This is a genomic window from Halorubrum ruber, from assembly GCF_018228765.1.
GTDB classification, from domain to species: Archaea; Halobacteriota; Halobacteria; order Halobacteriales; family Haloferacaceae; genus Halorubrum; species Halorubrum ruber.
This window is the reverse complement of record NZ_CP073695.1, coordinates 2629089-2653560: the sequence shown is the minus strand read 5'-3', so window position 1 is coordinate 2653560 and position 24472 is coordinate 2629089. Positions and strand designations below refer to the sequence as shown.

Genomic DNA, 24472 nt, shown 5'->3' with positions numbered 1-24472 from the left:
TAGTCAATACGAGACGGTCACGGGTAGCGCCGGAGGCGGAGTTCAGTGCCCCATCGCGCCCCGAGGGGCTGGTAATGCGGGAACATCGGGTGTGGAAGGTGAACACCGAGCGCCATCAATCCGTGCGCGAACAGCACGTACCCCAGTACGACGAACACCACGCCGAGCAGCCGATGAATGCGACGCCGGTGGGCAACGTCGATCGACTGGATAATCGTTCCATAGAGGAAGACAGCCGGGATCGTCCCAATGCCGAGGGCACCGAGAGCAATTCCCCCGGTGGTCGGGGAGCCGCTCGCGAAGGCGAACAGATACGCGGGATACAGCATCGGGCAGGGAAGAAACGCGTGGACGGCGCCGAGCCCGACAATACTCGGGCTGTTGACGTGCCGATGGACTCTCGTTGCGAGCCACGACGTAACGCGCTGGACGCCGGGTATTCGAATATCTCCTCCGCTTCCGCCGATGACGTACCGAACGCCGGTCGCCACGATGAACCCTCCGACCGCGAGACCGACAACACCTCGCAGGAGGTCGGCGATCGGTGTCAACTGGTCAGCGGTGACGAACACGACGCTTCCGAGAGCGCCGAAGACGGCCCCGAGAATCGCGTACGTCGTCGCCCGGCCGACGTTGAACAGGAAGTGCTGGCGAACCTCGTAGGTCGTGAGATGACCGGCACGCCCGTCGTCGGCTGTCACCGTCCCGCCGTCTGGCTGCGGCGTCATCTGCTTCGAGTACATCGTCACAAGTGGACCGCACATCCCGATACAGTGTGCGCCGCCCAGCACGCCGATGAGAACGAAGAGGACGACGTCAATCCGGAGGAGCGACTCGATCATAGTCGTTCTCGGTTGCGTACGGATTTGTGTCGTCTGGTGTGTCTCTCGAACGAGCCCGGACAGATACCGAGGACGTGTCACGGGAGGCTAAAAGAGGTCGCACTCGGCTGGAGACGTTCGAAAGCATCTGGAGTGTGGCTCTTGGCGGAACAATTCTTCACAGTAGGCGCCAATACACAGACGATGACGGACGAAATCGATATCCCAACCGAGCCGCGGGCTGCGGTCGACGCACTGGCGGCCCATCTGACTGCGACCGCAGACCGCCCAGTCCCGCCAGCGACGAACCGATGGCTCGGAGAGGCTGAAGCCGTCGCCCGCGATGCCACCAGTGACGACCTTGACACGCAAACCAGACGGAAACGGGTCCGCCAAGTCGCCACACTGCTTGAGTCGGCCGACGAAACGGGCGACGCCGTCGCCGACCGCCACATCGAAGCAGCGATCGAGTGCTGTCGAGTCGTTCTCGCCGACGAGTGACGGTGACCCTGTTTCTACGGAATAGAATAATTACAACAGTTAGCGAAGCCGGCGTATGTATATTATTTCACATTTTTAAGTAAAAAATAGAAGGCACACATCGATACCATCCTCCGAGATCGTGGGCGGTCGGAGGTGTTGCGCGTTCGGCTTCTGTCACCCTCCGAGCGCGTCTCGCTCCCGCGCGGCACTTATCGCCTCGTCGGCCGCTCCGACAGGTCTCCATCGCGGGCCGCACGCTCAGACACCGCCAGCGCGCGTCGAGCGCGGGGAGGCCGGCGAGATCGCGTTCGCAGCGGCCGACCGGGACGAGCCGTTCATCGCCGCGGACCGTCCAGTTCGGGTGCGCCGCTGACCGGGCGTCCCCGACCGATTCCGCTCCCGCTCCCTCGGTCCGGCGCGACCGACGCGGCCCGGGACCGACGCCCGTATCTCGTCTCGGCCGCATCGACCGGTATGGACCCGAACCGCGACCGGGCCGGAGACGGCCCGCGACGACGCCGCCGGGTGATCGACCGATGACCGAGGAGACGACGGGTGCGCTCGAGGGATCGACCGCCCCGGGAACCGAGGCACCCGCCGCGCGCGACGTGGTGGTCGTCGGCGGCGGGGTCGCCGGCCTCTCGGCGGCCGTCTACACTGCCCGGCAGGGCCTCGATACGCTCGTCGTCGACCCCGGCGGCTCGATCCTCCGGCGCAACGCGCGTCTGGAGAACTTCCCCGGCTTCCCGCTCGGCGTCGACGCGCGCCGCCTGCTGGACCTGCTCACGGAGCAGGCCGAGACCGCCGGCGCGGACCGCCTTGACGCCCGCGTCACGCGGGTCTCGCTCGTCGATCCCGACGGAGGCGCAGACGCGGCCGACGCCCCCGCCGACGCGGCCGACAGTGACCGCTTCGTCGTCGCGACCGACGGCGGGGACCGAATCCGGGCGCGGCACGTCGTCGCCGCGACGAAGAACGAGGTCGGCTACCTGACGGATCTCGACGGCGTCTCGATCGTCGACCGCGGGAAGGCGTACGTCGACACCGACGAGCGCGGCCGGACCGGGGTCGACGGGCTGTACGCCGCGGGGCGGCTCGCTCGCAAACCGCATCAGGCGGCGGTGTGCGCCGGCCACGGCGCCGAGGTCGCGGTGACGCTGCTCGAAGAAGCGGAGACTCCGTTCTACCACGACTGGGTCGCGCCCGAGGGGTACTTCACCGACCGCGACCGCGAGGTGCCGCCGGGCTGCGAGGAGATCGACGCCGCGGAGCGCAAAGAGCGCGAGGCGGCCGCGCTCGACGCGACCCGCGACCGGTTCGCGGAGCCCCACCCGGACCCGCAGGAGACGCACCCGAGTCTGGAGGAGTAAGGGCGACTGGGGGCCGGCCGCTACTCGTCGCCCGCCTCGATCCGGACGAGGTCGGCCTCGACATCCTCGACGAACGCGCCTTGGCCCCCGACGGTGACGTCGCCGTCGTCGGTCTCGACGACGAGGGAATGCTCGACCGGGAACTCGTTGTTCGTCGGCTCCACCATCCCCTGTCTCGTCTCGACGACGCGGCCGACGACCTCGGCCGGCTCGTCGTCGTCGGTCCACCGACCGCCGACGGTCACCCGCGGCGCGTCGCCGGCGCGGAGCCGCAGCGTCGCCTGGAGGACGGTGTGTCTGAAGTCGGTGTACTCGGCCGGGAGCGGCGCCGGGTCGGCGACGGCGAGCTCGGTCGCGGCGGGCCAGTAGTTCCCGAGGAAGGAGCCGACGATCACTGGCGCGAGCTGCTCCTGCGCGAAGGCGATGGCCTGTCGGTCGGTCGTCGACCGGCGGAGCAGCTCCGGGGGGGAGACGACCCCGGCCGCGGAGTCGACGGTGAGCAGCGTCGGCATCGCTTCGCCCCACGTCCGGACGACGTTCGCGACGCCCGCCAGCCCGGGGTCGTCGGCGTCAAGGTCCGCAGCCGCGTCGGAGACGACGAGGAGGACTAAAACGCCGCGGTCGACCGCGTCGACGAGCGCCTCCCGCACCTCGGAGAGCTGCTTTGCGGTGATCGACAGCGCCACCTCCGACTCGGCGTCAGCGAGCAGCGACCGGATCCGCTTGATGACGGTGGCCCGCGACTTGATCACCTCGAACTGCTCGGCCTGGCGCTCCACGCGGGAGTACCGCTCCGCTAACCCGGGCCGCATCGCGTCCACGTCGGACCGGAGCCGGTCTATCACCTCGTCGGGCGGGTTCGCGCGGATCGTCGTCGGCACGACGTGGTCGTTCACCTCGACGAAGCCGCGCTCCTCCAGCGACTCGCTCACGCTGTACACGTACCGCTTCGAGACGCCCGCCGCGTCGGCGACGGTGCTCGCCTTCGCCTCGCCGTGTTCCAGCAGGCTGAGATAGGTGTCCACCTCCTTGTCCGAGAGCCCGAAGCGACGGAGGAGGTCGGTCAGCGTCCGGTCGTCCATACGCACGCCTCTTCCGAGCGACACTTATAGGGGTCGGTCCCGGGCGACCTCGCCGCCCCGCGGCCGGCCGACATCGAACGGGTCGTCACCGAAGCACGGCGACCGCGTCGACCGCGACCCGAGTCCCGCCGTCACCGTCGAGTTCCGCCGCGTTCCCCGCCCCGAACAGCTCCGCCTCGGCCGAGTCGGGGACCGCCACCGTCGCCGACTCCTCGGCGAAGTTGACGACGACGAGGAGCGGGTCGCGGTCGGCGTCGCCGTTGGCCGCCCCGTCCGCCGGCGGCGTCCGCTCGTAGGCGACCACGCGCTCGGCGTCCCCCTCGACGACGCGCACGTCGGCGGCCCGACCGCCGAAGTCGACCGCGCCGGTCCGCAGGATCGGTTCCGCCTCGCGCAGCGCGGCCAGCCGGCGATGGAAATCGGTGAGGGCGTTGTCGCCGTCGTGCCATCGAATCGGGCCTCGGTACGTCTCGTTGCCGCGCTCCTGACCGGCGTAGATCATCGGCGCGCCGGGCAGCGTGAACGTCACGGCCGCGGCCGCGCGGAGGGCCGCCCGGCCGTACTCGGCGAGGTACCGGTCCTCGTCGTGGTTCTCGACGTAGCGCATCTGGGAAGCGGGATCGTCGAAGCCGAGCCACTCGCCGCGAGCGAGGGCTGTCTCGACGGCGTCGGCCGGCTCCTCGCCCGCGCCGACCGCGCGAAGCGTCTCGTACAGCGAGGTGTCGTAGTGGCGGTGGAACTCCCCCTCGCCGTAGAACGGGTCGTGCGGCAGGGTCTCGTCGAGCAGGAGGGTGTCGTCTGGGACGCGGTCGGCGACCTCCTTCCAGAACCCGTGCGGGACGCCCCACGCCACGTCGGCGCGGAAGCCGTCGACGACGTCGGCCCACTCGTCGACGACGTCGAGCAGCCACTCGCGGACCGCCGGGCTGTCGTAGTTGAGATTCGGGATGCGGCCCCACTCGAAGTAGTAGTCGGGCGCGTCCCCCTCGCCGAGCTCGGCCCAGTCGATCCCGGTCACATCGGCGCTCGCGTCGGTGCGTCGGTAGTGGTCGGCGTACGCGTCGACGCCGGCCGAGTGGAGCTGGAAGGCGGGGTGGTCGCGAGAGGTGTGGTTGATCACGAGATCGAAGACGACGCGGATCCCGGCGTCGTGGCAGGCGTCGACGAGCAACTCGAACGCCTCGCGCGAGCCGAGGTCCGCGGCGGTGTCGTAGTAGTCGGTGACGTGGTAGCCGTGGTCCGTCGGCGAGGCGAGGACGGGGGTGAGCCAGAGCGCGTCGACCCCGAGGTGTTCGAGGTACTCGACACGGCGCTCGATCTCCCGGAACGTCGTCGGCAGCGTGTCGCCCGCGAACGACCGCACGAAGACCTCGTAGATCGTCGGCGATTCGGCCCACTCGGGCGTCGGGTTCGGGTCGGCGACCGCGACCGACGCACCGCCGTCGACGGCCTCGATCCGCACCGTCTCCCCGGCCCCGTACCGCTCGCCGTGCGGGACCGCGTGGATCCGGACCGAGTCAGGGAGCTCGTCGAGCGGGACCGTGAGCGTCCGGCCGTCCGCGCGCGACTCGACCGCCGCGACCGTCTCCGGGTCGGCGTCGCGGTCGTCGACGAGGAACGTCGCGTCGAGCGCGTCCGGGTCGCCGCCGCGCTCGACGTCGTCGATCTCGGGCGCGGGCTCGACCGCGGCGGTCAGGCGGAGTCGCTCGCCCGCCCCCGGGTTGCCGTCCTCCCCGGGCCGTCGGCCCCGACCACCGTCGCGTCGAGCGAGAGCCGCGGTCGGCCGGGGCCGGGGACCTCGCAGTCGCCGTGGACCGCGGCCGAGCGGTCGCCGTCGGGGACGAAGCCGAATCCGTGGCTGCCGGGCGGGACGCGCACGGACGCGACCCACTCGTCCCCGTCGCGCTCGGCCCGGTCGAGCGCGAGCCGGTTCTCGTTGAGGTGCCACAGCAGGGAGACGCGGTCGGGGTCGGTCTCGTCGCGGGCGAGGCCGTCGCCGGCGAGCTCCTCGACCGGCACGCGGATCTCCGCCTCGCGTCGCTCGTCGGGGAAGACGCGCACGCGCTGGCGGTGGGTCCCGTCCGGCGCGTCGAGCGCGAGGACGTAGGTCCCGGGGGCGTCCGGGTCGAGGTGGACGACCGGGTCGTCGTCGCGGCCCGTCTCGCCCGCGCGCAGCACCGCCGACGAGGCGTCCGCGGTCGATGGCTCCTCGTCCTCGACCGCCGTCGCCGAGCTCGGCGGGCCCGTCGCGTCCGGGTCCGGACCGTCTCCGGGGGAGAGGTCGCTGTCGGCGGGCGCGTCGCGGACGGTCCACCGGTAGGTCCCGTCGGGGTCGGGAGACCGCGGCGCTAACTCGACGGGCTCGCCGACGCTCGTCGTTCGCGGGGGGCCGGGTTCGTGCACGCTCCGCCTCTCGTCGCGCCGCGGTTTGAGGGTTTCCGTTCGCTAAACGATTGAACAATAATTACACCAAAGCTTCATACCGAGCGGCGGCGTGTGTTCGCGTAATGCAGCTTCGCGACGCGCTCGACGACTACAAGCGCCACGCCGGCGACGGGACGCGCTTCCCCGGCGAGCGGCGCACCGTCTCCGGCCGGTTTTCGGGCGGCGACGGTCGGCTCGTCCACGTCGGCGACGACGGCGAACTCCGCGACTTCGGCTACCCGCTCACCGGCCGGACCGGGCTCGTCCGGTCGCGGATCGGGCTCGCCGTCGGTGACGAGGTGGCGTGGCTCGACGAGGCCGACACGACACAGCGGTACGTCGGCGACGCCGCGCTGGTCGAGACGGTCCACGAGACGCCGCGCGCGACGGTGACGCGCCACGACGTCACGCTCGGCGACGCGCACCTCACCCGGGCGTCGGTCGAGTTCGCCGAGGACGCGTCGGGCGACGATAGCGCCGACGGCGCCGACGCCGACCCCGCGGACGCCTCGCTCGTCGTCTACGCGCGCTTCGCGCCCGACGGCCGCGACGACCGGGTGGGCCAGCTCCGCTACGACGACGCCGTCGAGGTGTACCACGCCGACGAGCACGACTTCCTCGCGAGCGCGACCGGCTTCGCGGACCTCCGCGGGCAGCTCCCGGCGACGTTCCCGGAGTTGCTCGCCGACGACCCGACCGACCTCCCGCGCGACCGCGACGGCGACCGCTACGAGGAGGAGCGCCTCTCGGGCGAGGTGATCGCCGACGTGCCGTTCTCCGACGGCGTCGCCACCGTCGCCACGCTCCTGACGGACGGGGCGGAGACCGACCGAGAGGCGGCCCGCGACCGGCTCGACGCGCTCTTTTCGGACCTCGACAGCGTCGACGCCCTGCGGGAGGCGGCCGCCGACGCGCTCCCCTCGGTGCCCGAGTCGGCGCCCGCCCGCGAGTCCGTCGTCGCGGACCTGCGCGTCCTTTCGCTGCTCTCCGCCCCCAGCGGGCTCCGGATCGCGGGGCCGGACTTCGACCCCTACTACGAACACTCCGGGGGCTACGGCTACACGTGGTTCCGTGACGACGCAGAGATATCCGGGTTCCTGCTCGGCGCCGCGGACGCGGTCGGCCTCGACCTCGATGACTGGCACGCCCGCTCCGCGCGGATGTACGTCGCCACGCAGCGCCCCGACGGCTCGTGGCCTCACCGGGTGTGGCCGCGCGACGGCGCGCTCGCGCCCGGGTGGGCGAACGCTCGCATCGAGGACGGCCCGGACGTCGACTACCAGGCCGACCAGACCGGCAGCGTCGTCGCGTACCTCGCGCGGGCTCGGGCGGAAGGCGTCGACGTCGACGGCCTCGACCGGACGCTCGTTGCCGCGCTCGCGGGCCTCGACCGGACGCTCGAACCCGACGGCCGCCCGGTCGTCTGTCAGAACGCGTGGGAGGACTCCGCCGGCCGGTTCGCGCACACCGCCGCGACGTTCCTCGAGGCGTACAGCGAGCTGGGCCGCCACGGCGAGGGGCTCGCCGTCGACGCGCTCGACGACCCCGACGCCGTGCCCGGCGCCGACTCGCTGCCCGAGGACCTCGCCGCGCACGCCCGCGACCGGGCCCGGGAGGTGTACGACGCGCTCGACGACCTGTGGGTTCCCGAGCGGGGCTGTTACGCGGTCCGCGAGACGCTCGACGGCGGGATCGACGACCGGCTCGACTCCGCGACGCTGGCGCTCGCGGCCGCGCACCGCTCGTTCGACGCGGTCGGCGCGGTCGACGACGAGCGCCTCGACCGGCTGGTCTCGCACGTCGAGACGGTCGTCGACGGGCTCTACCACGACACCGACGAGATCACCGGGCTGATCCGCTACGAGGGCGACGGCTGGCGACGGGCTGACCAGCTCTCCGAGAAGGTGTGGACCGTCTCGACCGCGTGGGGCGCGAACGCCTGCGCGGAGCTCGCGGCCCTGCTCGCGGCGCACGATGACCCGCGCGCGGCCGAGATGACGGCCCGGGCCCGCGACCTGCTCGCGCACGTCTCACCCGGTGGCTCCCTCTGCGAGCCGACGACGTACCTCCCTGAGCAGTTCTTCGACGACGGGACGCCCGACAGCGCGACCCCGCTCGGCTGGCCGCACGCGATCCGGCTTGCGACGGTTGCGCTCCTCGACGACGAACTCCCGCAGTTCGCCGACCGTGCCGCCGCGGACGACGACTGACCGGACCTCGACGACTATTTATAAATAACAACTGCGGTGGCGCGTGCCTGCGAGGCCGCTTCGCGGCCGAGCAGCACGCGCGAGGGAGTCGGTCGCCGAGCGAAGCGACGGCGACCGACGAGGCTGGGGAGGCGTGAGGCGCGGGGCGGTGCTGTGCGTTCCCGCGAGCGAAGCGAGCGGGAGCACGGAAGTCGCAGCCCGCGCAGCGAAGCGAGCAGGAACGTCTTCCGGTGGGGCGGGACTCAAAGGGGCAGCCGCGAAGGCGGGCGCAGGCGACGTAAGCACCGCAACGAGGGAGCGAACGGAGTGAGCGACCGAGTGAGGAGCGCAGCGAGCGTGCGTCCGCCTTCGCGGCTGGGGCTTTGGAGGTGTTCGCTGTCGATCTACCGTCTGTTATTTATAAATGAGCGGTTGGAGTTCCGGAGGTAATTGTCATCGCTCCGCTAACACCGATTTATAAATAACCACCAAAACTGCCACAAAATTCCTCCTATCGCCACTCGTCGCGGGAGACGCAGTCGGATTCGCGGACTGTGATCCACCGAGTGGTCCGCTCGTCCGGGTCGACGTCCCGCTCGAAGAACGTCACCTCGCCGCCGTCGTCACCGTCGTCGGTCCGTTTACAGACGAGCTCCGGCGAGCCGTCGCGAACACGCGTGGGTGACGTGGACGTGGACATACGTCACAGTTCGCGCTCCGTCGGATAATAACTGTTGGTTTCGGACGCGGAAAAATAGACACTACAGCGGTAGTTAACGCACCACCGACGCGCCGAGCTCAGCGGCGCACCGGCACGCCGCGCTCGTCGAGGTACGCCTTCGTCTCCTCGATGGAGTAGTCGCCGAAGTGGAAGATGGAGGCCGCGAGCCCGGCGTCCGCGTTCGCCTCGGTGAACACGTCGTACATGTCCTCGGGACTCCCGCACCCCGACGACGCGATGAGCGGGGTCGAGACCGCCTCGCCGACCGCCTTCATCAGCGGGATGTCGTAGCCGTCCTTCGTCCCGTCCTTGTCGATGGAGTTGACGAACAGCTCGCCCGCGCCGCGCTCCTCGGCCTCCTTCGCCCATGAGACGGCGTCGATCCCGGTGCCCTCGCGGCCGCCCTTCTTCGTGCACTCGAACCACACTGTCTCGCCGTCCTCGTCCTCGTAGAAGTGGTCACCCTCGTCGTCGTATCGGCGCCGCGCGTCGACGGAGATGACGATGCACTGGCTGCCGAACGCGGCTGCGCCCTCCTCGATCAGCTCCGGCCGCTCCAAGGCGCCGGTCGTGATGGACACCTTGTCCGCGCCGGCCCGGAGCGTCTCCTTGATGTCTCCTTTCGTCCGGATGCCGCCGCCGACCGTCAGCGGGATAAAACACTCGTCGGCGACCCGGTTGACCACGTCGAGCATCGTCTCGCGCCCGTCGGCGCTCGCGGTGATGTCGAGGAAGACGAACTCGTCTGCGCCCGCCTCGTTGTACTTCTTGGCCAGCTCGACGGGGTCGCCGGTGTACTCTAAGTTCTCGAAGTTGACGCCGGTGTACACCGCGGCGTCGCCGTCCTCGTCGAGGTCGACGTCGATACAGGGGATGATGCGCTTCGTGAGTCCCATTCGTTGGCGGAGCGTAGGCCGCGGTTCCGGTTAAAAGGCCCGGGGCTCACTTGGCGTCGTCGCCGTCGGCCTCGGTGGCTCCGTCCTCGGCCGCGGCGCGGTCGCCGCGGTCCGCCCCGCTCCCGCCGTCGCCGTCCGTCTCCGCCCGCCGGTCGTACTTCGCGACGGCGCGGTCCGCGCGCGTCGAGATGCCGTTCGGGTTCCGCGCGGGACTCCGGTCCCGGCGCCGCGCGACGAGGCCGTCGGAGCTCCCGCCGGTGAGCCCGACCAGCACGTCGCGGCCCGTCGCGGCCCACCGTGAGGGAGTCGACTCGCCGCGGATCACGTCTTTTGCCGCGCCGAGCGCGTCGCCGATCGCGTGCGACCCCGTCCGGAGGAGGGCGGTCGGCCGCACGCCGTAGTTCTTCAGTAGGCGGTAGGCGAGCCCGCGGTACTTCCAGCCCCACTCGTGGGCGCTCCGCCCGCCGTCCGCGGCGGTCGGGGTCGGGAGCTCCTTCCGCGCGGCCATCGCCGGCCGCCACGCCACCTCGCGGTCCATACGCGCGAGCCGGTGGGCCGCGTCGCGCGCGCCGCCGACCCGGAGGTACTCGTCGAAGCCGTCGAGGTCCCGGAGGGCGTCCCGCCGGAACGCGACGTTCCCGCTCTCGAAGTAGGTGACGTCTCGACCCGCGATTCGGTTGCGCTCCGGCTCGCTCGGGTCGTCGGCCGGCGCGTCGTCCGGGCGGTCAGCTCCCGCGTCCGCCCCGCTCGGCGGGATCGGCGTCACCGGTCCCGAGACCACGGGGGCCGCGTCGAGGCCGTCGGCGACCGCGTCGCGCCACCCCGGCTCGATCCGGTTGTCGTAGTCGACCAGCGCGACCGCGTCGCCCGTCGCCACCTCGATGCCGGCGTTGCGGGCGACGTTGACGGTGCGGTCGGATATCTCGACTAACACGTCGACGTCGTCGCGGTCGCGAACCATGCCGGTCGTGCCGTCGGCCGAGGGACCGTTGACGACGATCACCTCGGCGTCGGTGGCCTCGGCCGCCAGCGCGTCGAGGCAGGCGGCCAACCGGTCCCGACCGTTGAGCGTCGGGACGACGACCGAGAGGTCCATACGAGCCGCTATCGTGGCGAGGAGGTAAAAAGGACTGCGTGTGCGGTCGGTGCGGCCGAACCGGCGCCGAGCCGGCGCGGTCGTCGAGAACGGTGCGGGAGACGATGAGCTACGGTGCGAGAGCCGTTCAGGTCGTCAGGTAGTACACCTGCTTGCGCGCGTCCTTGAAGCTGTACCGCGAGTCGACGAGGCCCTCCTCCTCGAGGCGGTTGAGCGCGTAGCGGACGGTGCGGTCGGGGAGCAGCGACTCCTCAGCGAGGCCGCCCTGCGAGAGGGGGGCGTCCCCCTCCAGCACCTTCGCGACGAGCTTCGCGCTCGGGGGCAGCTCGCGCAGGCGGTCGCGGTACTCGGACTCCGACAGGCGGTCCTGGTCAGCGGTCTCCGCGGGACTGGTACTCATGTCTCACACGAATCCCGTGAGTACTGGTAAAGGTTGGCTACATATAGGGGAATCTGCCTGTGATAATATAATGTGTTAATATCACTTTTCGTCCGCCTATCATAGACGATCTATGAGGTAGGTTTTCCGACGCGGGGCCCTATCACGTCGCGTGATACCCGAGTCCCACATCGACATCCTCGAAGCCGAGTCGTACGCGCACTTCGCCACCGTCGGACCGGATGGACTCCCCCACGTCACGCCGGTGTGGGTCGACCACGAGGACCGCGAGTACGTCCTCGTGAACACCGCCCGCGGGCGACGCAAGGAGCGGAACGTCCGACACAACCCGAAGGTCGGCGTCAGCGTGCTCGACCCCGACGACCCGTACCGGTACGTCTCCGTCCGCGGCGAGGCAGAGCTGACGGAGGAGGGCGCGCGCGAACACATCGACGAGCTCGCCCGCCGCTACTTCGGCGTCGACGAGTACCCCCACCATGACGAGGAAGAGGGCGCACGTGTGATCGTCAAGATTCCGGCCGAGAACGTCGCCACGAGCGGGTGACTGCGGGCTCCCCACGGAGTCCCCACCGGACCGCGTCCGACCGACCGCACAGGGGCCGCCGCCGGACCGCATCCAGTACGGTTTTGTCGGTCCGGGCTCCATCACGGACAACGTGAAGGGACAGGATTGGTACCAGGCCGACGAGGTCGCCGAGGAGTACGACGACGTCCGCTTCTCCGGCGGCGGACAGCTCATCGACCGCCGGGAGAAGGAGGCCGTCCTCGCCGCACTCGGCCCGATCGACCCGGGCCACCGCGTGCTGGAGGTCGCCTGCGGCACCGGGCGGTTCACGACGATGCTCGCCGACCAAGGGGCGGACGTCGTCGGGCTCGACGTCTCCCGCGAGATGCTCGAACAGGCCCGCGAGAAGGTCGCGGCCGCCGGTCACGCCGACGCGGTCGAGTTCCTCCGCGGCGACGCCTCGCGGCTCCCGTTCCCGGACGACCACTTCGACACGGTCGTCGCGATGCGCTTCTTCCACCTGATGGACGACCCGGTCCCGTTCGCGAAGGAGCTCCGCCGGGTCAGCCGCGATCAGGTGTTCTTCGACACGTTCAACGGCCGCAGCCTGCGGACGCTGTACACCTGGCTGCTCCCGATGGGCTCGCGGCTCTACTCGGAGCGGCAGGTCGCCGCCATGCTCGGCGAGGCGGGGCTCACCCTCGCGAACGAGGAGCACGACTTCGTGCTGCCGTACGGCTTCTACCGCGAGCTCCCGGGCGCCGTCGCGAAGCCGTTCCGGGCCCTCGACGAGTTCGCGGGCGACACGGTTCCCGGCGACTACGTCGCCTCGGTGTCGTACTGGGACGCCCGGGTGCCGGAGGAAGAGTAGCCGCCTCGCCGCCGCTCAGCCCGCTTCTTCGACGACTTCGCCGACGGCGAAGTTGGACTTCACTTCGGTCACTTCGATCTTCACCCGTTCGCCCACCTCGGTGTCGGGGACGATGATCACGTACCCGCGCTCGACGCGGGCGATCCCGTCGCCCTGCTTGCCGAGGTCCTCGATCTCGACGTACCGCATCTCGCCGGGTTCGACCGGCGGCTGCGGCCCGTCGTCGTTCCGCGAGGGAGAGGCGTCGGCGTCGGCCGTCCCCTCCGCGGAGCCGTCGCGGGCGACGAGCGCGACGCGGTACGTCTCGCCCGGCTCCAGCGATCCGGCGTCGATCTCTCGGTCGGGCACGTCGACGACGTACTCGCCGTCGTCGGTCTCGCGAACTTCCGCGCTGAACAGACAGAGGAGCTTCTCGGAGATTTCCATAGTAGACTCCACCGGAGACTGATCGCGAGCCAGTATAGTTGTACCGCCGACACAGTCAGGCGCCGCGCCGAACAGAGTCCCGATCGGTCGTCGGATCCCCACCGTCCCCGGGTCCCCGCCGTTCCCGGATCCTCGCCGGCTCCGGAACGTCCCGTCCACGGAACCAATCGCCCCCGGAACACCTCGCCACGGGACCAAGGTCTTTGTCACGCCCGGTCGAATCGGCCCCCATGACAGCTCCGGAGTTCCGACACGGCGCCGTTTCACCACCGATCGTCACCCCGTTCGACGCCGACGGCGACGTCGACACCGACACGCTCGCGGGGCACGTCGACGCGCTCGTCGACGCCGGGCTCGACGGAGTGGTCCCGTGCGGGACCACGGGCGAGTTCGCCAGCCTCACCGACGAGGAGCGGCGGACCGTGGTCGAGACCGTCGTCGACGCGGCCGACGGGCGCGTGCCGGTGATCGCCGGCGCGGCGGACACCTCCGTCGCGGGGGTCCGCGAGCGCCTCGAAGCCGTCGACGCGGCCGGCGCGGACGCGGCGCTGGTCACCCTCCCGTACTACCACAACTCGACGGCGCCGGCGGGACAGCGGGCCTTCCTCGACGCGGTCGCCGACGACGCGCCGCTCCCGATCTACCTCTACGACATCCCGTCGACGGTCGGCGAGCCGATCGACCCCGACGTCCTCGCGGCCGCCGCCGAGCGCGAGTCGATCGTCGGGCTGAAAGACACGAGCGGCAACGTCTCGGCGGTCGACACCGCCGTCGACCGGACCCCGGACGAGTTCACGGTCTTCCAGGGCGTCGACGCGCTGTTATACCCGAGCGCGAGCCTCGGCGTCGACGGCGGGATAAACGCGCTCTCGCAGGTGATACCGGAGGTATTCGTCGCGCTCGGGGACGCGCTCCGCGACGGCGACGACGAGCGAGCGCTGACGCTCCACCGCCGCGCGGTCAGGCCGCTGTTCGCCCGCTGCGCCGACCACGGCTTCGCGCCCGCGACGAAGGTCGCGGCCGCCCACCGCGGGTTCATCCCGGACCCGCGCGTCCGCCCGCCGCTCACGCTCCCGGACGAGGACGCTCGCAAGGCGATCCGCGCCGACGTGGACGCGGCGCTGGACGTGGTCTGAGAGCGACGAAATCCGGTATCCGACCGCTACTCGCTGCGGACGGGGGTCCCGTCGGCCTCCTTCGGCCCCTCGGAGTCGAAGACGACGACGTCGCCGTCGGCCCGCTCGCGCGCGCCGGGGTCGTAGCCGTCGCGGACGCCGATCGCCTCCTCCAGCTCGCGCACCGCGCGCTCCTTCAGCGCGCCGGCCAGCTCCTCGGCGTCCTCGCGGGAGATGTCGCGGCCGAGCCCCTCGCACTCGTGCGCCCGGACGACGCCCGCCTCGTCGACCGCTTCGCCCATCGGCTGGCTCGTCCCCTCTAAGGCGACGCTGAACGGGTAGGTCCGGCAGATGAGCGGGCGCGCGTCGTGGACCGTACAGGCGCCCTGCCCGTCGGACTCCTCGTAGAAGGTGCAGTCGCCGCAGTCGTCGGTCGCGAGCGCCCACTCGAACGTCTCGCCGACCGGGTCGCCGTCCGCGTCGGCGTCGAGCCCGAACGGCATCGGCCGCGCCACGTCGCGCCAGTCGTACGCCTCGCCGAACTCGTCCTCGGCAGCGTCGGCGACGCGCCGGACCTCGTCCGGGAAGACGGTCGCGGTGTGGGGCTCGCGGTCGGCGTCGTCGCCGTCGTGGCAGCTGTCCGCCTCGACCGCGTCCTCGTCTTTCCCCGCTCCCGCCGGCGCGCCGCCCGGCTCGTCGGGCGCGTAGCCGGTACAGCAGCCGCCACAGCGCGTGCACTCGAACCCGATGGACTCGATGGCGTCCGCGAGGTCCGCGACGTCGAGGTCGCGGGCGGCGGCGAGTTCGGCTTCGAGCGACTTCATAGTCGATCGAACGCGGTCGACTGTGTTAACACCGTTCCTCGCGACCGGCGTCGGCGGTGACCTCGTCCCCGTATTTGTCCGCTTCGGAGACGGCCGCCTCGGCCGCGCCCGCCGGCCCCTCGGTCGCTCGCTGCTTGACGCGGGTCGGCTTCAGCCATTCGTTCTGGCGCCCGGGCCGGAGCGCGCCGAGGCTCCGAAGCAGCACGGCGTCTTGGAACTGCTTGTATCCGAAAAGCGAGAGGGGCGCGAGCAGGACGAGCCGGAGATCCTCGCCTTCGATCAGCACCGCGAGCGCGGACAGCAGGATCTGGAGGAGGACGAAAAACCCCGCCAGCTGGAGGAGAACCCCGGTGCCGCCGACGAATAGCGAGGCCACAATCAGCGCCAAGACGAGGACGCCGAGGAGCGGCAGCGCGGACATCGACAGGAACACGTAGGGAAACGCGACTCTGTGAAGGAGACCGTACCGGCTGTCGGCGAACACGTCGCGGTGTTTGACGACCGTCTGGAGGTTCCCTTGGAACCAGCGCCGACGCTGCGCGTAGAGGTCGCGCCAGGTGTCCGGAGCCTCGGTGTACACGGTCGCCTCGCTGGCGTGGATCGCGTACCCCTGCTTGAGGATCGCGATCGTGAGATCGAAGTCCTCGGTCACGGTGTCGGCGCTGTAGCCCTGGACCGCTTCGAGGACGTCTCGCCGGAACGCGCCGAGGGAGCCGGGAACGACGGTCACGGCCCCGAACAGGTCGAACGCCCGCCGGAACGTGTTGATACCGACGACGTACTCAAGCGCTTGGAGATCGGTCACCAGCGACCCGCGGTTGACGACCTTGACGTTGCCGGCGATCGCGCCGACTGCCTCGTGGCGCTCGAAGTCGCGGGCCAGTTCGGTGAGCGCCTCGGGGTGGATCGTGGAGTCGGCGTCGACGGAGACGACGAGCTCCGTCTCGACGTAACTGAGACCGAGGTTCAATGCGGCGTGTTTTCCGCCGTTGCCGGTGTGGACCACTCGGGTCCGATCGTCCGCGGCCGACGCCGCCTCCGCGAACGTGCCGTCGGTGCTGCCGTCGTCGACGACGACAACCGACAGCGCGCCGGGATAGTCCGACTCTTGGACCGACCGGACGCAGTCCCCGACGTAGTGCTGCTCGTTGTACGCGGGGACGAGCACCGTCAGGGGCGGCCATTCGTCGGGTGTCGGCGTCTCGCTCGCGTGTCGTATCTTCTGGAACAGCGCGAGCGGCACCACCAGCCAGTAGTAGAGGAAGACGAACAGCAGGCCGAGCGCGAACACCACCGCCACGGGAGTCAGGAGCGCCCTGTAGTAGTACCCGACGACGCCGACGACGACGAGGGGGAAGCCGACGCCCAGCGCCACCGGAAGCCGGTCGAACCGGGCCGGGATCCACGCCGGACGGCCGAGCAGGTAGACCGCGCCGCTGAAGTACACGACCGCCATCGCGCCGACGGCGAGGACGAGCGTGAGAAGCTCTCGCGGGAGCAGCAGCGCCAGCCCGAGGACGGCGACCGCGATCAGCGACAGCACCGCGGCTACCTCCCACGTGATAACTCCCCTGAGACGCATTCGATCTGCCCGGAGGCGCCGCGAGGGCATAACCGTATCTGGTGTCGATTTCGCGGCCTGTTGACGGTCGGTACCCCCGATCGGAGCCACCTCACCTCGCCCCGGGGCGAAGGAGCGAAGTACGCCCGCCGCCTACCGGCTCGGCGTGAAGGAGTTCGAGCGAAAACAGCTCCTGGAACGGGTCGAGCGGGAGTCCTCGACGATCGGCGTCGACATCCCGGAGTCGATCGAGATCCAGGGCGAGGCGATCGACCTGCGGTCGTTCGTCTTCGAGATCAAGCGCCGCGACTCGGTCCCGCCCGGCGAGCGCGACCGGGTCGACCGCGCCAAGCGGAACCTGCGGCGCGAGCGGCTCGACCGGCTCGAACCCATCGAGGAGAACGAGGTGAGCTACGAGGAAGGCGAGGAGCTGGCGGCGTCGATCATCGGCATCGACCGCGCGCTGGAGGCGTTAGAGGGGCTCGACGCGCCCGATCCGGAGACCGAGGAGCAGCGGCAGGAGGCCGCGGATCAGAAGCGCTGGATGAACTTCTTGAAGAAGGCGCTCGGCCGCGACGACGCGAGCGGGGGTGGCGGTCGCACGCGGTTCTGACGGAACGACCGCCGCGTCCCCCGGCCCGTGACCCTCAGTTCCCGGTGAAGTCGATCCGCGAGCCGCTGCCGTCGCCTTTTCCGGCCGAGGGGCCGAGCCGGACGAACTCGTAGGCGTCGTCGTCGAGGTACACCGCGTCGTCGGCCACCGTCACGTCGACCGATTCGAGGACGGCGCCCTCGCAGGGGCCGAAGTTACAGTAGCCGCCGTCGGCCTCGAACGTCGCGCCGTGTGTCTGACAGAACACCTCGCCGTTGCGCACGAACGCCCCGTCGTCCTTGTCGAGGCGGACGTCGGTCCAGTGTTGACAGTAGTTGCGGAACGCGCGCACCTCGCCGGCGGCCCGCGTGAGGATCGCCTCGACCTCCGGAGCCCCGTCCTCGCTCTCCCCGAGGTCGCCCTCGCCCTCGTCGACGGCGTCCGGGTCGGTCGGTCGGAGCGTCGCGAGCAGCGTGCTCTCCTCGGGAACCTCCTCGACGCCGGCGATCCGGCGGTGCTCGTCCATGTCCGAGCGAGGCCGGCGACCGGCTTGAACGTTGTGCGTTCCCGCGTCGGTCGCGGGATTCCCGATTCTCCGTCGCTCGAACGCGACTCCCTCTGTGGCCCGACTCAGACGCCGAGCCACTCGTCGTCGCGGACCTCGTAGCCGTGCTTCCGACAGTACTTCGCGGCCTGTCGGCGGAGGTCCCGCGACCCGGGGACCGTCTCCTTCTCCGCGATCCGGTCGACGGCCCAGTCGGCCATCGCCTCGACGCCCTCCTCGTCGTCGAGTTCGTCGATGTCACTCAGCGCCCGGAACGTCCGCTCGAACGCCTCGTGTTGTGACCGGCCGAACTCCTCGTTCTCGAGCGTCGCAGCCGCCTCGACGACCCGTTTCATCGCGGCCGCGACCGCTGGGCGACGGACGCGTTCCCGGACGGTCGCGGGCGTGTCGAACGCCTCGAGATCGGCGTCGGGGAGCAGGTCGGCGACGGTGTACACGCGAGCGGGCGACGCCAGTTCGCGGTCGCCGACCGCGGCGACGATCTCGCGGCCCGTCGCCGGGAACGTCAGCGGTTCGAGCGCCGCCTCGAACTCGTCGACCTCGTCGGAGTCGATCGGGGGCTCGGCCTCGTCGCCGCGCTCCAGCTCGGACTCGACGTCGCGCTCGCGCTGTCGGCGGTCCTCGTCTGCGGCCTGTTTCTCTCGTCCGTCCTTGTCGTCTGCCATCCCCCGTCTACGGCTCCCGGCGGGATAACGGTGTGGTCGAGCGTGACTCGCGGACCGGTTCGGCGGCCGCCCGCTGGATCCGTCCGGCGGTGATCCGAGGGGCCGCTTCGGCGACCCGCTTCCCCCGACTACAGCCGCCCGCCGTCGTAGTACCCCTCTTCGATCCGCCGGTCGAACAGCCGCGAGAGGAGCGTCGTGAGCGGCCCGGCGACCCCCTCGCCGTCGCCGTCGGCCGCGATGCCGTCGACGGTCTCCACGGGTCGAATCTCCCACGTCGAGTTCGTGAGGAAGGCCTCGTCGGCCTCGCGGACGGCGTCCGGCGCGTACGTCCCCTCCTCGACCGGGATCCCCTCCGACTCCGCGATGTCGATCACGGTCGCTCTGGTGACTCCGGGGAGGATCGGGCCGTCGAGCGACGGAGTCTTGAGGGCGGTCCCGTCGACGAAGAAGAGGTTCGAGGTCGCGCCCTCGGCGACGTTTCCGTCGGGGTCGAGCATCAGCGCCTCGTCGGCGCCGGTGACGCGGAGTTCGAGCCGGGCTACGATTCCGTTCAGGTAGTTGTGCGTCTTCGCCGCGGCCGGGAGCGCGCGGTCCGCCGGCTTGCGCGTCTTCGTCGTCTGGAGCGCGGCCGGGCCGTCGTGGGCCGGATCGCTCCCGACGCCGCCGCGCGGGAGCGGCTTCGCGATGACGACGACGGTGGGATCGACCTCGGGCTGCGGGTCGAGCGTGCCGGGCTGGACCCCCCGGGAGATCGAGAGCTTGACGTACGCGTCCGCGAGGTCGTTCGCGGCCAGCGTCTCGTCGACCCGCCGCTTTAGCTCCGCGTCGGCGATCCCGTGGTCGAGCCCGAGCGTCTCGCAGGTATCGGCGAGCCGGTCGGCGTGCGCCTCCCACCGGAAGACGTCGCCGCCGTACGCGCGCATCGTCTCGAAGGCGGCGTCGCCGTAGGCGAACCCGCGGTCCTCCACCGAGACGGTCGCCTCCGCGGCGGGGACGAGCTCGCCGTCGACGTGGTACCGCAGCGGGTCGTCACTCATGCGCTTCGCACACCTCCACGAAGTTCCGGACCAGTCGCTTCCCGCGGGGCGTGAGGATGCTCTCCGGGTGGAACTGGACGCCGACGTGCGGCTTCTCGCGGTGGCGCACGCCCATCACGACCTCGCGCTCCTCGTCGGTGCGCGCAGTCTCGACCAGTTCGTCCGGGAGGTCCTCGCGCTCGACGCACAGCGAGTGGTACCGGCCGACGCGCAGGCGGTCGGGGAGGCCGTCGAAGACCCCCTCGCCGTCGTGGGTGATCGTCGAGGGCTTCCCGTGGACGACCTCCGGCGCGTGGCCGACGCGGCTCCCGCGGCTGGCGCAAAGCGCCTGATGGCCGAGGCAGACGCCGAACACGGGCCGGTCGAGTTCGAAGACCGCGGTCGAAATCCCCGCGTCGGCCGGCGTCCCCGGCCCTGGCGAGACGACGACGCCGTCGGGATCGAGCGCGCGGATCCCCGCGAGGTCGACCGCGTCGTTCCGCCGGACCGTCACCGCGCCGGCGACCTCGCCAACGTACTGGACGAGGTTGTACGCGAACGAGTCGTAGTTGTCGACGACGAGGACCCGGGCGTCCGAGTCGCCCGCGCCGGGGCGCCAGCCGCGTTTCATCGTCTCAGCCGCCGACCCGGTCATCGCTCCACCGCCTCCTCCACGGGGTCACCCTCGGCCTCGACCGCCATCCCGCCGGCGGCGAGCGCCTCGTCGACCGCGCTGACGAGGGCGCGTGCCTTCGCGAGCGTCTCCTCGTACTCGGCGTCCGGGTCGGAGTCGTGGACGATCCCCGCGCCGACCCGGAGGTGGTACTCCGCCGCGTGGCGCACGAGCGTCCGGATGACGATGTTCAGCGTCGCGCGCCCGTCGAACCCGGCCGCGAACATCGACCCGGTGTACGGCCCCCGGCGCGTCGGCTCCAACTCGTCGATGATCTCCATCGTCCGTGGCTTCGGCGCGCCCGTGATGGTCCCGCCGGGGAAGCAGGCCGCGACCGCGTCCGCGAACCCGGCGTCAGGGCGGGCCTCCCCCTCGATCAGGCTCACGAGGTGCATCACCTCGCTGTACCGGTCGACGCGGCGGTACTCGCTCACCTCGACCGTGCCGAACCGCGACACCTTCCCGAGGTCGTTGCGTTCGAGGTCGACCAACATCGCGTGTTCGGCGCGCTCCTTCTCGTCGCCGGTCAGCTCGGTCTCCAGTCCGGCGTCGGCGGCGTCCGTGTCCCCTCGCGGTCGTGTCCCCGCTATCGGCTCCGTGACGAGGCGCGCGCCGCGGTCGGGGTCGTCGGTCGGCTCGCGCGCCAAGAGGAGCTCCGGGCTCGCGCTCACGAGGTCGACGCCGCTCGGCTGGCCGCCGAACTCGATCAGCCCGGAGTACGGCGCCGGGTTCACTGCCCGGAGCGCGTCGTACGCCTCGACCGGGTGGACCGCGGCCGGCGCGGTGAGCCGCTGGGAGACGTTCGCCTGGAACGTGTCGCCCTCGCGAATGTACTCCTTGACCCGCCGGACCGCGTCGGCGTACCCCTCGCGGCCCACGTCGCTCTCGAAGGTCGCGCTCTCGGCGGTCGGGTCCGGCGCCGGTCCCGCGGCCGGGTCGCCGTCCTCGATCCGGTCTATCAGGTCGGCGGCCCGCGTCCGCCCCTCGTCGAACAGGGCGTCGAGCGCGGCGTGGTCAGCGTCGGGGTCGTCGAATCCGTCCGGGACGCGGGGACAGGCGGTCACTCGAAGCGTGACGGGGTCGTCGTTCGCGTCGGCGTCGTCGCCGTCCACCGGGCACTCCCACGCCGCGACACGGTCGAAGAGGACGGCCCGGAGCCGCGGGAGCCCGCGGTCGTCGACCGCTCCCGGACCGTCGGGCGCTGCGGGCGGGAACTCCTCCAGCTCGCGGGCGGCGTCGTAGGAGAGCCAGCCGAACGCGCCGCAGGGGTACGGCACGTCGCAGTCGCCGCGCGCCAGCCGCTCGCCGTCGAGGACGCCCTCCAGCGCCGAGAGTGAGGGTGACGGGCGACGGTAGTCGCCGGTCGACGGCGGGTCGTCACTCTCGTCAGCAGGATCGGCCGCACCGCCCGCGACGACCGCCTCGCCGGAGACGGTCAGCCGCTCGACCGGGTCGACGCCGAAGTACCCCCAGCCGGACTGGCCGCCGGTCGTCTCGTAGAAGACGCCGCCGGGGCCGTCGCGCGCCCGGCGGTAGGCGTCGAAGGGGTCGTCGACGTCGACCCGGAGTTCGACCGGGACCCGCGCGCCGTCCGGCGCCGCGGCCGCGACCGCTCGGAACCGCTCCCGGTCGGTGTGTACCGTTCGCCTCATGGGACTCCGTTCGGCGGAGGCGACGAAACAGTTGCGGTCGCCCGACCCGCCCTCAGAACTCGCTCGCGCGGTCGATCCACGTCGCGGCGCGGTTCTCGCCGACGCTCGTCCCCTCGGCCACCGCGGCGGCGTCCGCGCCGGCGAGGTCGTCGACCGTCTCGATGCCGATCTCCGCGAGGCGCTCGGCGTACGCCGGGCCGATGCCCTTGATCTCCTCGACGTCCGGGCCGCGGTCGTCGTCGTCGACCGCGACGGCGTCCTCTTCGCCCGCCGCGGCCTCCGCCTGCTCGGCCGCCTCGTCCGCATCGGCGCCCTCGTCGTCGACGAGCGACTCGGTCGAGGCGGCGGCCTCCGTCTCGGCGGCGACCGCCTCCCCGTCGGTCTTGTCGGTCTCGTCGGCCTCGCTCTCCGCAGATTCCGGTTCTTCAGTAGATTCCGGTTCTTCAGTAGATTCCGGTTCTTCAGCAGATTCCGGTTCAGTCGCCGATTCCGCTTTAGCCGCTGCTTCCGTCGCCTCGACCGGATCGCTCGCCTCGGTGCCGTCGGTCCCGGACGCGTCGGCCGCCGGCTCCGATTCGCGCTCGACCGTCACTTCCGTCTCGCCGGACTCGCGCTCGCCCGAACCGCTCCCGAATCCGAGCTTCTCTTTGAGCTTCTGGAGTAGAGCCATTGCCGGCGGCTACACGTGCGAGATATTTAAAAACCCTCTCCGCCGCAACCAACCGTTGCCTCCGTCCCGCCGCAACGGTCGGGCGATCCGTCCCGCCGGTTTATAAGTGGGACCGGCGCGTTCCGATGGTATGGACGTTCTCAATCCGGTCATGTGGTCGGTCCACGTCGGCTTCGCCGTCCTCTGGGTCGGCAGCGTGCTGTTCGTCACCCTCGCGATCCTTCCGCCCGCGCTCCGCGGCGACATCGGCGGCGACGCGCTCGGCTCGGTCGTCGGCCGTCTGCGCTGGATCACCCGGATCGGCGCGATCGCGTTCGTCGCCACCGGCGGCCACATGGCCGGGACGCTGTACACGTTCGAGGGGCTGACGGGGACGCCCCGCGGCCACCTCGTGTTGACGATGCTGGGGCTGTGGTTCGTCGGCACCGGGCTCGTCGAGGTCGGCGGCTCGAAGCTGGCTGACGGCCTCGACGCGGGCAAGCTCCGCGAGCCCGCCCGCGACGCGAAGCCGTTCCTCTACGGTGCTTCGGCGGTCTCCGTCGGACTCATCGTCACCGCCGGACTGCTCGCGAGTCCTGGATTGTTTTAACGAGGCTTGGTTCGGGTAGTCGGGTTCTTTTAAGATGTCATCGGCCGCTTATAAATAGCTAATAGCAGATCGGCGGCGAATAGCTCCAAAGCTCCAGTCGCTCGCTTATAAATAGCTGACAGCAGATCGGCGGCGAACACCTCCAAAGCCCCAGCCGTGAGGCGGGCGCACGCTCGCTGCGTTCCTCGGTCGCTCACCCCGTTCGCTCCCTGCGGTACTTACTTCGCCTGCGCCCGCCTCACGGCTGCCCCTTTGAGTCCCACCCCGCACCGCTCCGCACAGCACCTCACACCTCCCCAGCCTCGTCGGCGGTCCTCCGCTCCGCTCCGGACCGCCGACTCCCTCGCGCGTGCTCCTCGCGGCCGCCGATGGCGGCCGCTCGCAGGCACGCGCCGCCGCAGTTCCGTTTATAAATAATCGCTCTACCGCGTCACTCCAGTTCCGCCCGTAACGCCGCGTTCATCGCCTCGACTGGCGCGTCCTCGCCGGTCCAGATCTCGAACGCCTCGACCCCCTGATAGAGGAGCATCCACGCGCCGTCGACGGTCGTCGCGCCCGTGGCGGCGGCATCGCGGAGCAGCCGGGTCTCGATCGGCGCGTACACCGCGTCGAGGACCGCGAGGTCGCCGTGGAGGTGCTCCGCGGGGACCGGGGTCTCCTCGGGCGCCTCCATCCCCACGCTCGTCGCGTTGACGAGCAGGTCGGCGGCCGCGACGCGGGTAGCGAGGTCGTCGAGGCCACCGCCGGTCGCGTCCGGCACGTCCGCGGCCAACTCCGTCGCGCGCTCCGCGGTGCGGTTCGCCACGTGGACCGTCGCGCCCGCGTCGGCGAGCGCGAACGCGGCCGCCCGCCCCGCGCCGCCCGCGCCGACGACGAGCGCGTCGCGGCCGTCGACGGGCACGTCGTGGTGCGCGAGCGCCCGCGTCACCCCGGCTGCGTCGGTGTTGTGGCCGCGCGGCCGGTCGGTCTCGCCCGCCCTGACCGGCCCGTAGTCGACCGTGTTGACGGCGCCGATGCGCTCGGCGAGCGGGGCTGGGTCGACCGCGCCGAGGGCGTCTCGCTTGAACGGCACCGTCACGTTGAGCCCCGCGACGCCGAGGTCGGCGGCGCCCGAAATCGCCGCGGCCGCGGCGTCGGCGTCCGGCTCGAAGGTTACGTACCGCGCGTCGAGGCCGAGCGCCTCGTAGCCCGCCTCGTGCATCGGCGGCGACAGCGAGTGGCCGACCGGGTTCCCGATCAGTCCGTACACGTCCATGCCCGCTCACG

Annotated in this window: 25 protein-coding genes and 1 pseudogene; 8 read left to right on the top strand and 18 right to left on the bottom strand. The window is 71.0% G+C overall.

Features of this window, described 5'->3' with window-relative positions; translation table 11 throughout:
* Window positions 1-17: 17 nt before the first annotated feature.
* The gene (locus tag J7656_RS13110; RefSeq protein WP_211553516.1) at window positions 18-842 is read right to left on the bottom strand and encodes a sulfite exporter TauE/SafE family protein; all 825 of its coding nucleotides are present in this window, start codon (window positions 840-842) and stop codon (window positions 18-20) included.
* Window positions 843-1025: 183 nt separating this feature from the next.
* On the opposite strand from J7656_RS13110, the gene J7656_RS13105 reads away from it, so the two are divergent.
* On the top strand, window positions 1026-1322 hold the full coding sequence (locus J7656_RS13105; protein WP_017342465.1) for a DUF8152 family protein: 297 nt from the start codon (window positions 1026-1028) through the stop codon (window positions 1320-1322).
* Between the two features lie 518 nt (window positions 1323-1840).
* On the top strand, window positions 1841-2674 hold the full coding sequence (locus tag J7656_RS13100; RefSeq protein WP_017342466.1) for an NAD(P)/FAD-dependent oxidoreductase: 834 nt from the start codon (window positions 1841-1843) through the stop codon (window positions 2672-2674).
* A gap of 20 nt (window positions 2675-2694) precedes the next feature.
* Here the strand turns inward: J7656_RS13100 and J7656_RS13095 are convergent, their stop codons facing one another.
* Both J7656_RS13095 and J7656_RS13090 read right to left on the bottom strand, forming a co-directional pair.
* Complete coding sequence (locus tag J7656_RS13095; RefSeq protein WP_017342467.1) at window positions 2695-3756, bottom strand: TrmB family transcriptional regulator; 1062 nt, start codon at window positions 3754-3756, stop codon at window positions 2695-2697.
* Between the two features lie 85 nt (window positions 3757-3841).
* Window positions 3842-6159 (bottom strand): annotated as a pseudogene (locus tag J7656_RS13090) (alpha-amylase family glycosyl hydrolase).
* Between the two features lie 104 nt (window positions 6160-6263).
* Here J7656_RS13090 and J7656_RS13085 point away from each other — a divergent pair.
* Entirely contained in the window at window positions 6264-8390 is a 2127-nt protein-coding gene (locus J7656_RS13085; protein WP_211553514.1) for a DUF7997 domain-containing protein, read from the top strand.
* A 490-nt stretch (window positions 8391-8880) separates the two neighbouring features.
* Here the strand turns inward: J7656_RS13085 and J7656_RS13080 are convergent, their stop codons facing one another.
* From J7656_RS13080 to J7656_RS13065, 4 genes are all read right to left on the bottom strand, one after another.
* Entirely contained in the window at window positions 8881-9069 is a 189-nt protein-coding gene (locus J7656_RS13080) for a DUF7511 domain-containing protein (RefSeq protein ID WP_004596599.1), read from the bottom strand.
* Between the two features lie 98 nt (window positions 9070-9167).
* Window positions 9168-9986 (bottom strand): imidazole glycerol phosphate synthase subunit HisF, encoded by an 819-nt coding sequence (hisF, locus tag J7656_RS13075; RefSeq protein WP_017342470.1) that lies wholly within the window; start codon window positions 9984-9986, stop codon window positions 9168-9170.
* A gap of 46 nt (window positions 9987-10032) precedes the next feature.
* Window positions 10033-11082 (bottom strand): glycosyltransferase family 2 protein, encoded by a 1050-nt coding sequence (locus J7656_RS13070; RefSeq protein WP_017342471.1) that lies wholly within the window; start codon window positions 11080-11082, stop codon window positions 10033-10035.
* A gap of 127 nt (window positions 11083-11209) precedes the next feature.
* Window positions 11210-11482: a helix-turn-helix domain-containing protein gene (locus J7656_RS13065; protein ID WP_017342472.1), complete on the bottom strand. Its 273-nt coding sequence runs from the start codon at window positions 11480-11482 to the stop codon at window positions 11210-11212.
* 151 nt (window positions 11483-11633) lie between these two features.
* Here J7656_RS13065 and J7656_RS13060 point away from each other — a divergent pair, with 151 nt between their 5' ends.
* Window positions 11634-12026: a PPOX class F420-dependent oxidoreductase gene (locus J7656_RS13060; protein WP_017342473.1), complete on the top strand. Its 393-nt coding sequence runs from the start codon at window positions 11634-11636 to the stop codon at window positions 12024-12026.
* 112 nt (window positions 12027-12138) lie between these two features.
* Window positions 12139-12858 carry a class I SAM-dependent methyltransferase gene (locus J7656_RS13055; RefSeq protein WP_017342474.1) on the top strand — a complete coding sequence of 240 codons (720 nt, stop codon included), beginning with the start codon at window positions 12139-12141 and terminating at the stop codon, window positions 12856-12858.
* A gap of 15 nt (window positions 12859-12873) precedes the next feature.
* Here the strand turns inward: J7656_RS13055 and J7656_RS13050 are convergent, their stop codons facing one another.
* Window positions 12874-13284, bottom strand: a complete 411-nt coding sequence (locus J7656_RS13050) for a TRAM domain-containing protein (protein WP_211553512.1) — start codon at window positions 13282-13284, stop codon at window positions 12874-12876.
* A 230-nt stretch (window positions 13285-13514) separates the two neighbouring features.
* Here J7656_RS13050 and J7656_RS13045 point away from each other — a divergent pair, with 230 nt between their 5' ends.
* Window positions 13515-14420, top strand: a complete 906-nt coding sequence (locus tag J7656_RS13045) for a dihydrodipicolinate synthase family protein (protein WP_211553510.1) — start codon at window positions 13515-13517, stop codon at window positions 14418-14420.
* Between the two features lie 26 nt (window positions 14421-14446).
* Here J7656_RS13045 and J7656_RS13040 read toward each other — a convergent pair whose 3' ends face one another.
* Together J7656_RS13040 and J7656_RS13035 are read right to left on the bottom strand one after the other, a co-directional pair.
* The gene (locus J7656_RS13040) at window positions 14447-15223 is read right to left on the bottom strand and encodes a YkgJ family cysteine cluster protein (RefSeq protein ID WP_211553508.1); all 777 of its coding nucleotides are present in this window, start codon (window positions 15221-15223) and stop codon (window positions 14447-14449) included.
* A 25-nt stretch (window positions 15224-15248) separates the two neighbouring features.
* A complete protein-coding gene (locus J7656_RS13035; RefSeq protein ID WP_192812430.1) occupies window positions 15249-16805 on the bottom strand; it encodes a glycosyltransferase family 2 protein in 1557 nt (518 codons plus the stop codon).
* 145 nt (window positions 16806-16950) lie between these two features.
* On the opposite strand from J7656_RS13035, the gene J7656_RS13030 reads away from it, so the two are divergent.
* The gene (locus J7656_RS13030) at window positions 16951-17397 is read left to right on the top strand and encodes a DUF5788 family protein (RefSeq protein WP_017342479.1); all 447 of its coding nucleotides are present in this window, start codon (window positions 16951-16953) and stop codon (window positions 17395-17397) included.
* A 34-nt stretch (window positions 17398-17431) separates the two neighbouring features.
* Here the strand turns inward: J7656_RS13030 and J7656_RS13025 are convergent, their stop codons facing one another.
* The 6 genes from J7656_RS13025 to J7656_RS13000 all read right to left on the bottom strand — a co-directional run bounded on the left by J7656_RS13025 (window position 17432) and on the right by J7656_RS13000 (window position 22617).
* Window positions 17432-17902 (bottom strand): Rieske (2Fe-2S) protein, encoded by a 471-nt coding sequence (locus tag J7656_RS13025; protein WP_211553506.1) that lies wholly within the window; start codon window positions 17900-17902, stop codon window positions 17432-17434.
* 104 nt (window positions 17903-18006) lie between these two features.
* Entirely contained in the window at window positions 18007-18606 is a 600-nt protein-coding gene (locus tag J7656_RS13020; protein ID WP_211553504.1) for a DUF5789 family protein, read from the bottom strand.
* 128 nt (window positions 18607-18734) lie between these two features.
* Window positions 18735-19643: an aminotransferase class IV gene (locus J7656_RS13015; protein ID WP_211553502.1), complete on the bottom strand. Its 909-nt coding sequence runs from the start codon at window positions 19641-19643 to the stop codon at window positions 18735-18737.
* On the bottom strand, window positions 19636-20277 hold the full coding sequence (locus J7656_RS13010; RefSeq protein ID WP_211553500.1) for an anthranilate synthase component II: 642 nt from the start codon (window positions 20275-20277) through the stop codon (window positions 19636-19638). The genes J7656_RS13015 and J7656_RS13010 overlap by 8 nt, the downstream gene beginning before the upstream one ends.
* Entirely contained in the window at window positions 20274-21947 is a 1674-nt protein-coding gene (locus J7656_RS13005) for an anthranilate synthase component I family protein (protein ID WP_017342484.1), read from the bottom strand. The genes J7656_RS13010 and J7656_RS13005 overlap by 4 nt, the downstream gene beginning before the upstream one ends.
* Before the next feature lie 52 nt (window positions 21948-21999).
* Entirely contained in the window at window positions 22000-22617 is a 618-nt protein-coding gene (locus tag J7656_RS13000) for a helix-hairpin-helix domain-containing protein (RefSeq protein WP_211553498.1), read from the bottom strand.
* 130 nt (window positions 22618-22747) lie between these two features.
* Here J7656_RS13000 and J7656_RS12995 point away from each other — a divergent pair, with 130 nt between their 5' ends.
* Window positions 22748-23206 (top strand): hypothetical protein, encoded by a 459-nt coding sequence (locus tag J7656_RS12995; protein WP_017342486.1) that lies wholly within the window; start codon window positions 22748-22750, stop codon window positions 23204-23206.
* Window positions 23207-23235: 29 nt separating this feature from the next.
* Here the strand turns inward: J7656_RS12995 and J7656_RS12990 are convergent, their stop codons facing one another.
* Both J7656_RS12990 and J7656_RS12985 read right to left on the bottom strand, forming a co-directional pair.
* Window positions 23236-23403: a hypothetical protein gene (locus tag J7656_RS12990; RefSeq protein ID WP_192812431.1), complete on the bottom strand. Its 168-nt coding sequence runs from the start codon at window positions 23401-23403 to the stop codon at window positions 23236-23238.
* Window positions 23404-23636: 233 nt separating this feature from the next.
* Window positions 23637-24461, bottom strand: a complete 825-nt coding sequence (locus J7656_RS12985; RefSeq protein ID WP_017342487.1) for a shikimate dehydrogenase — start codon at window positions 24459-24461, stop codon at window positions 23637-23639.
* Between the last annotated feature and the right edge of the window lie 11 nt (window positions 24462-24472).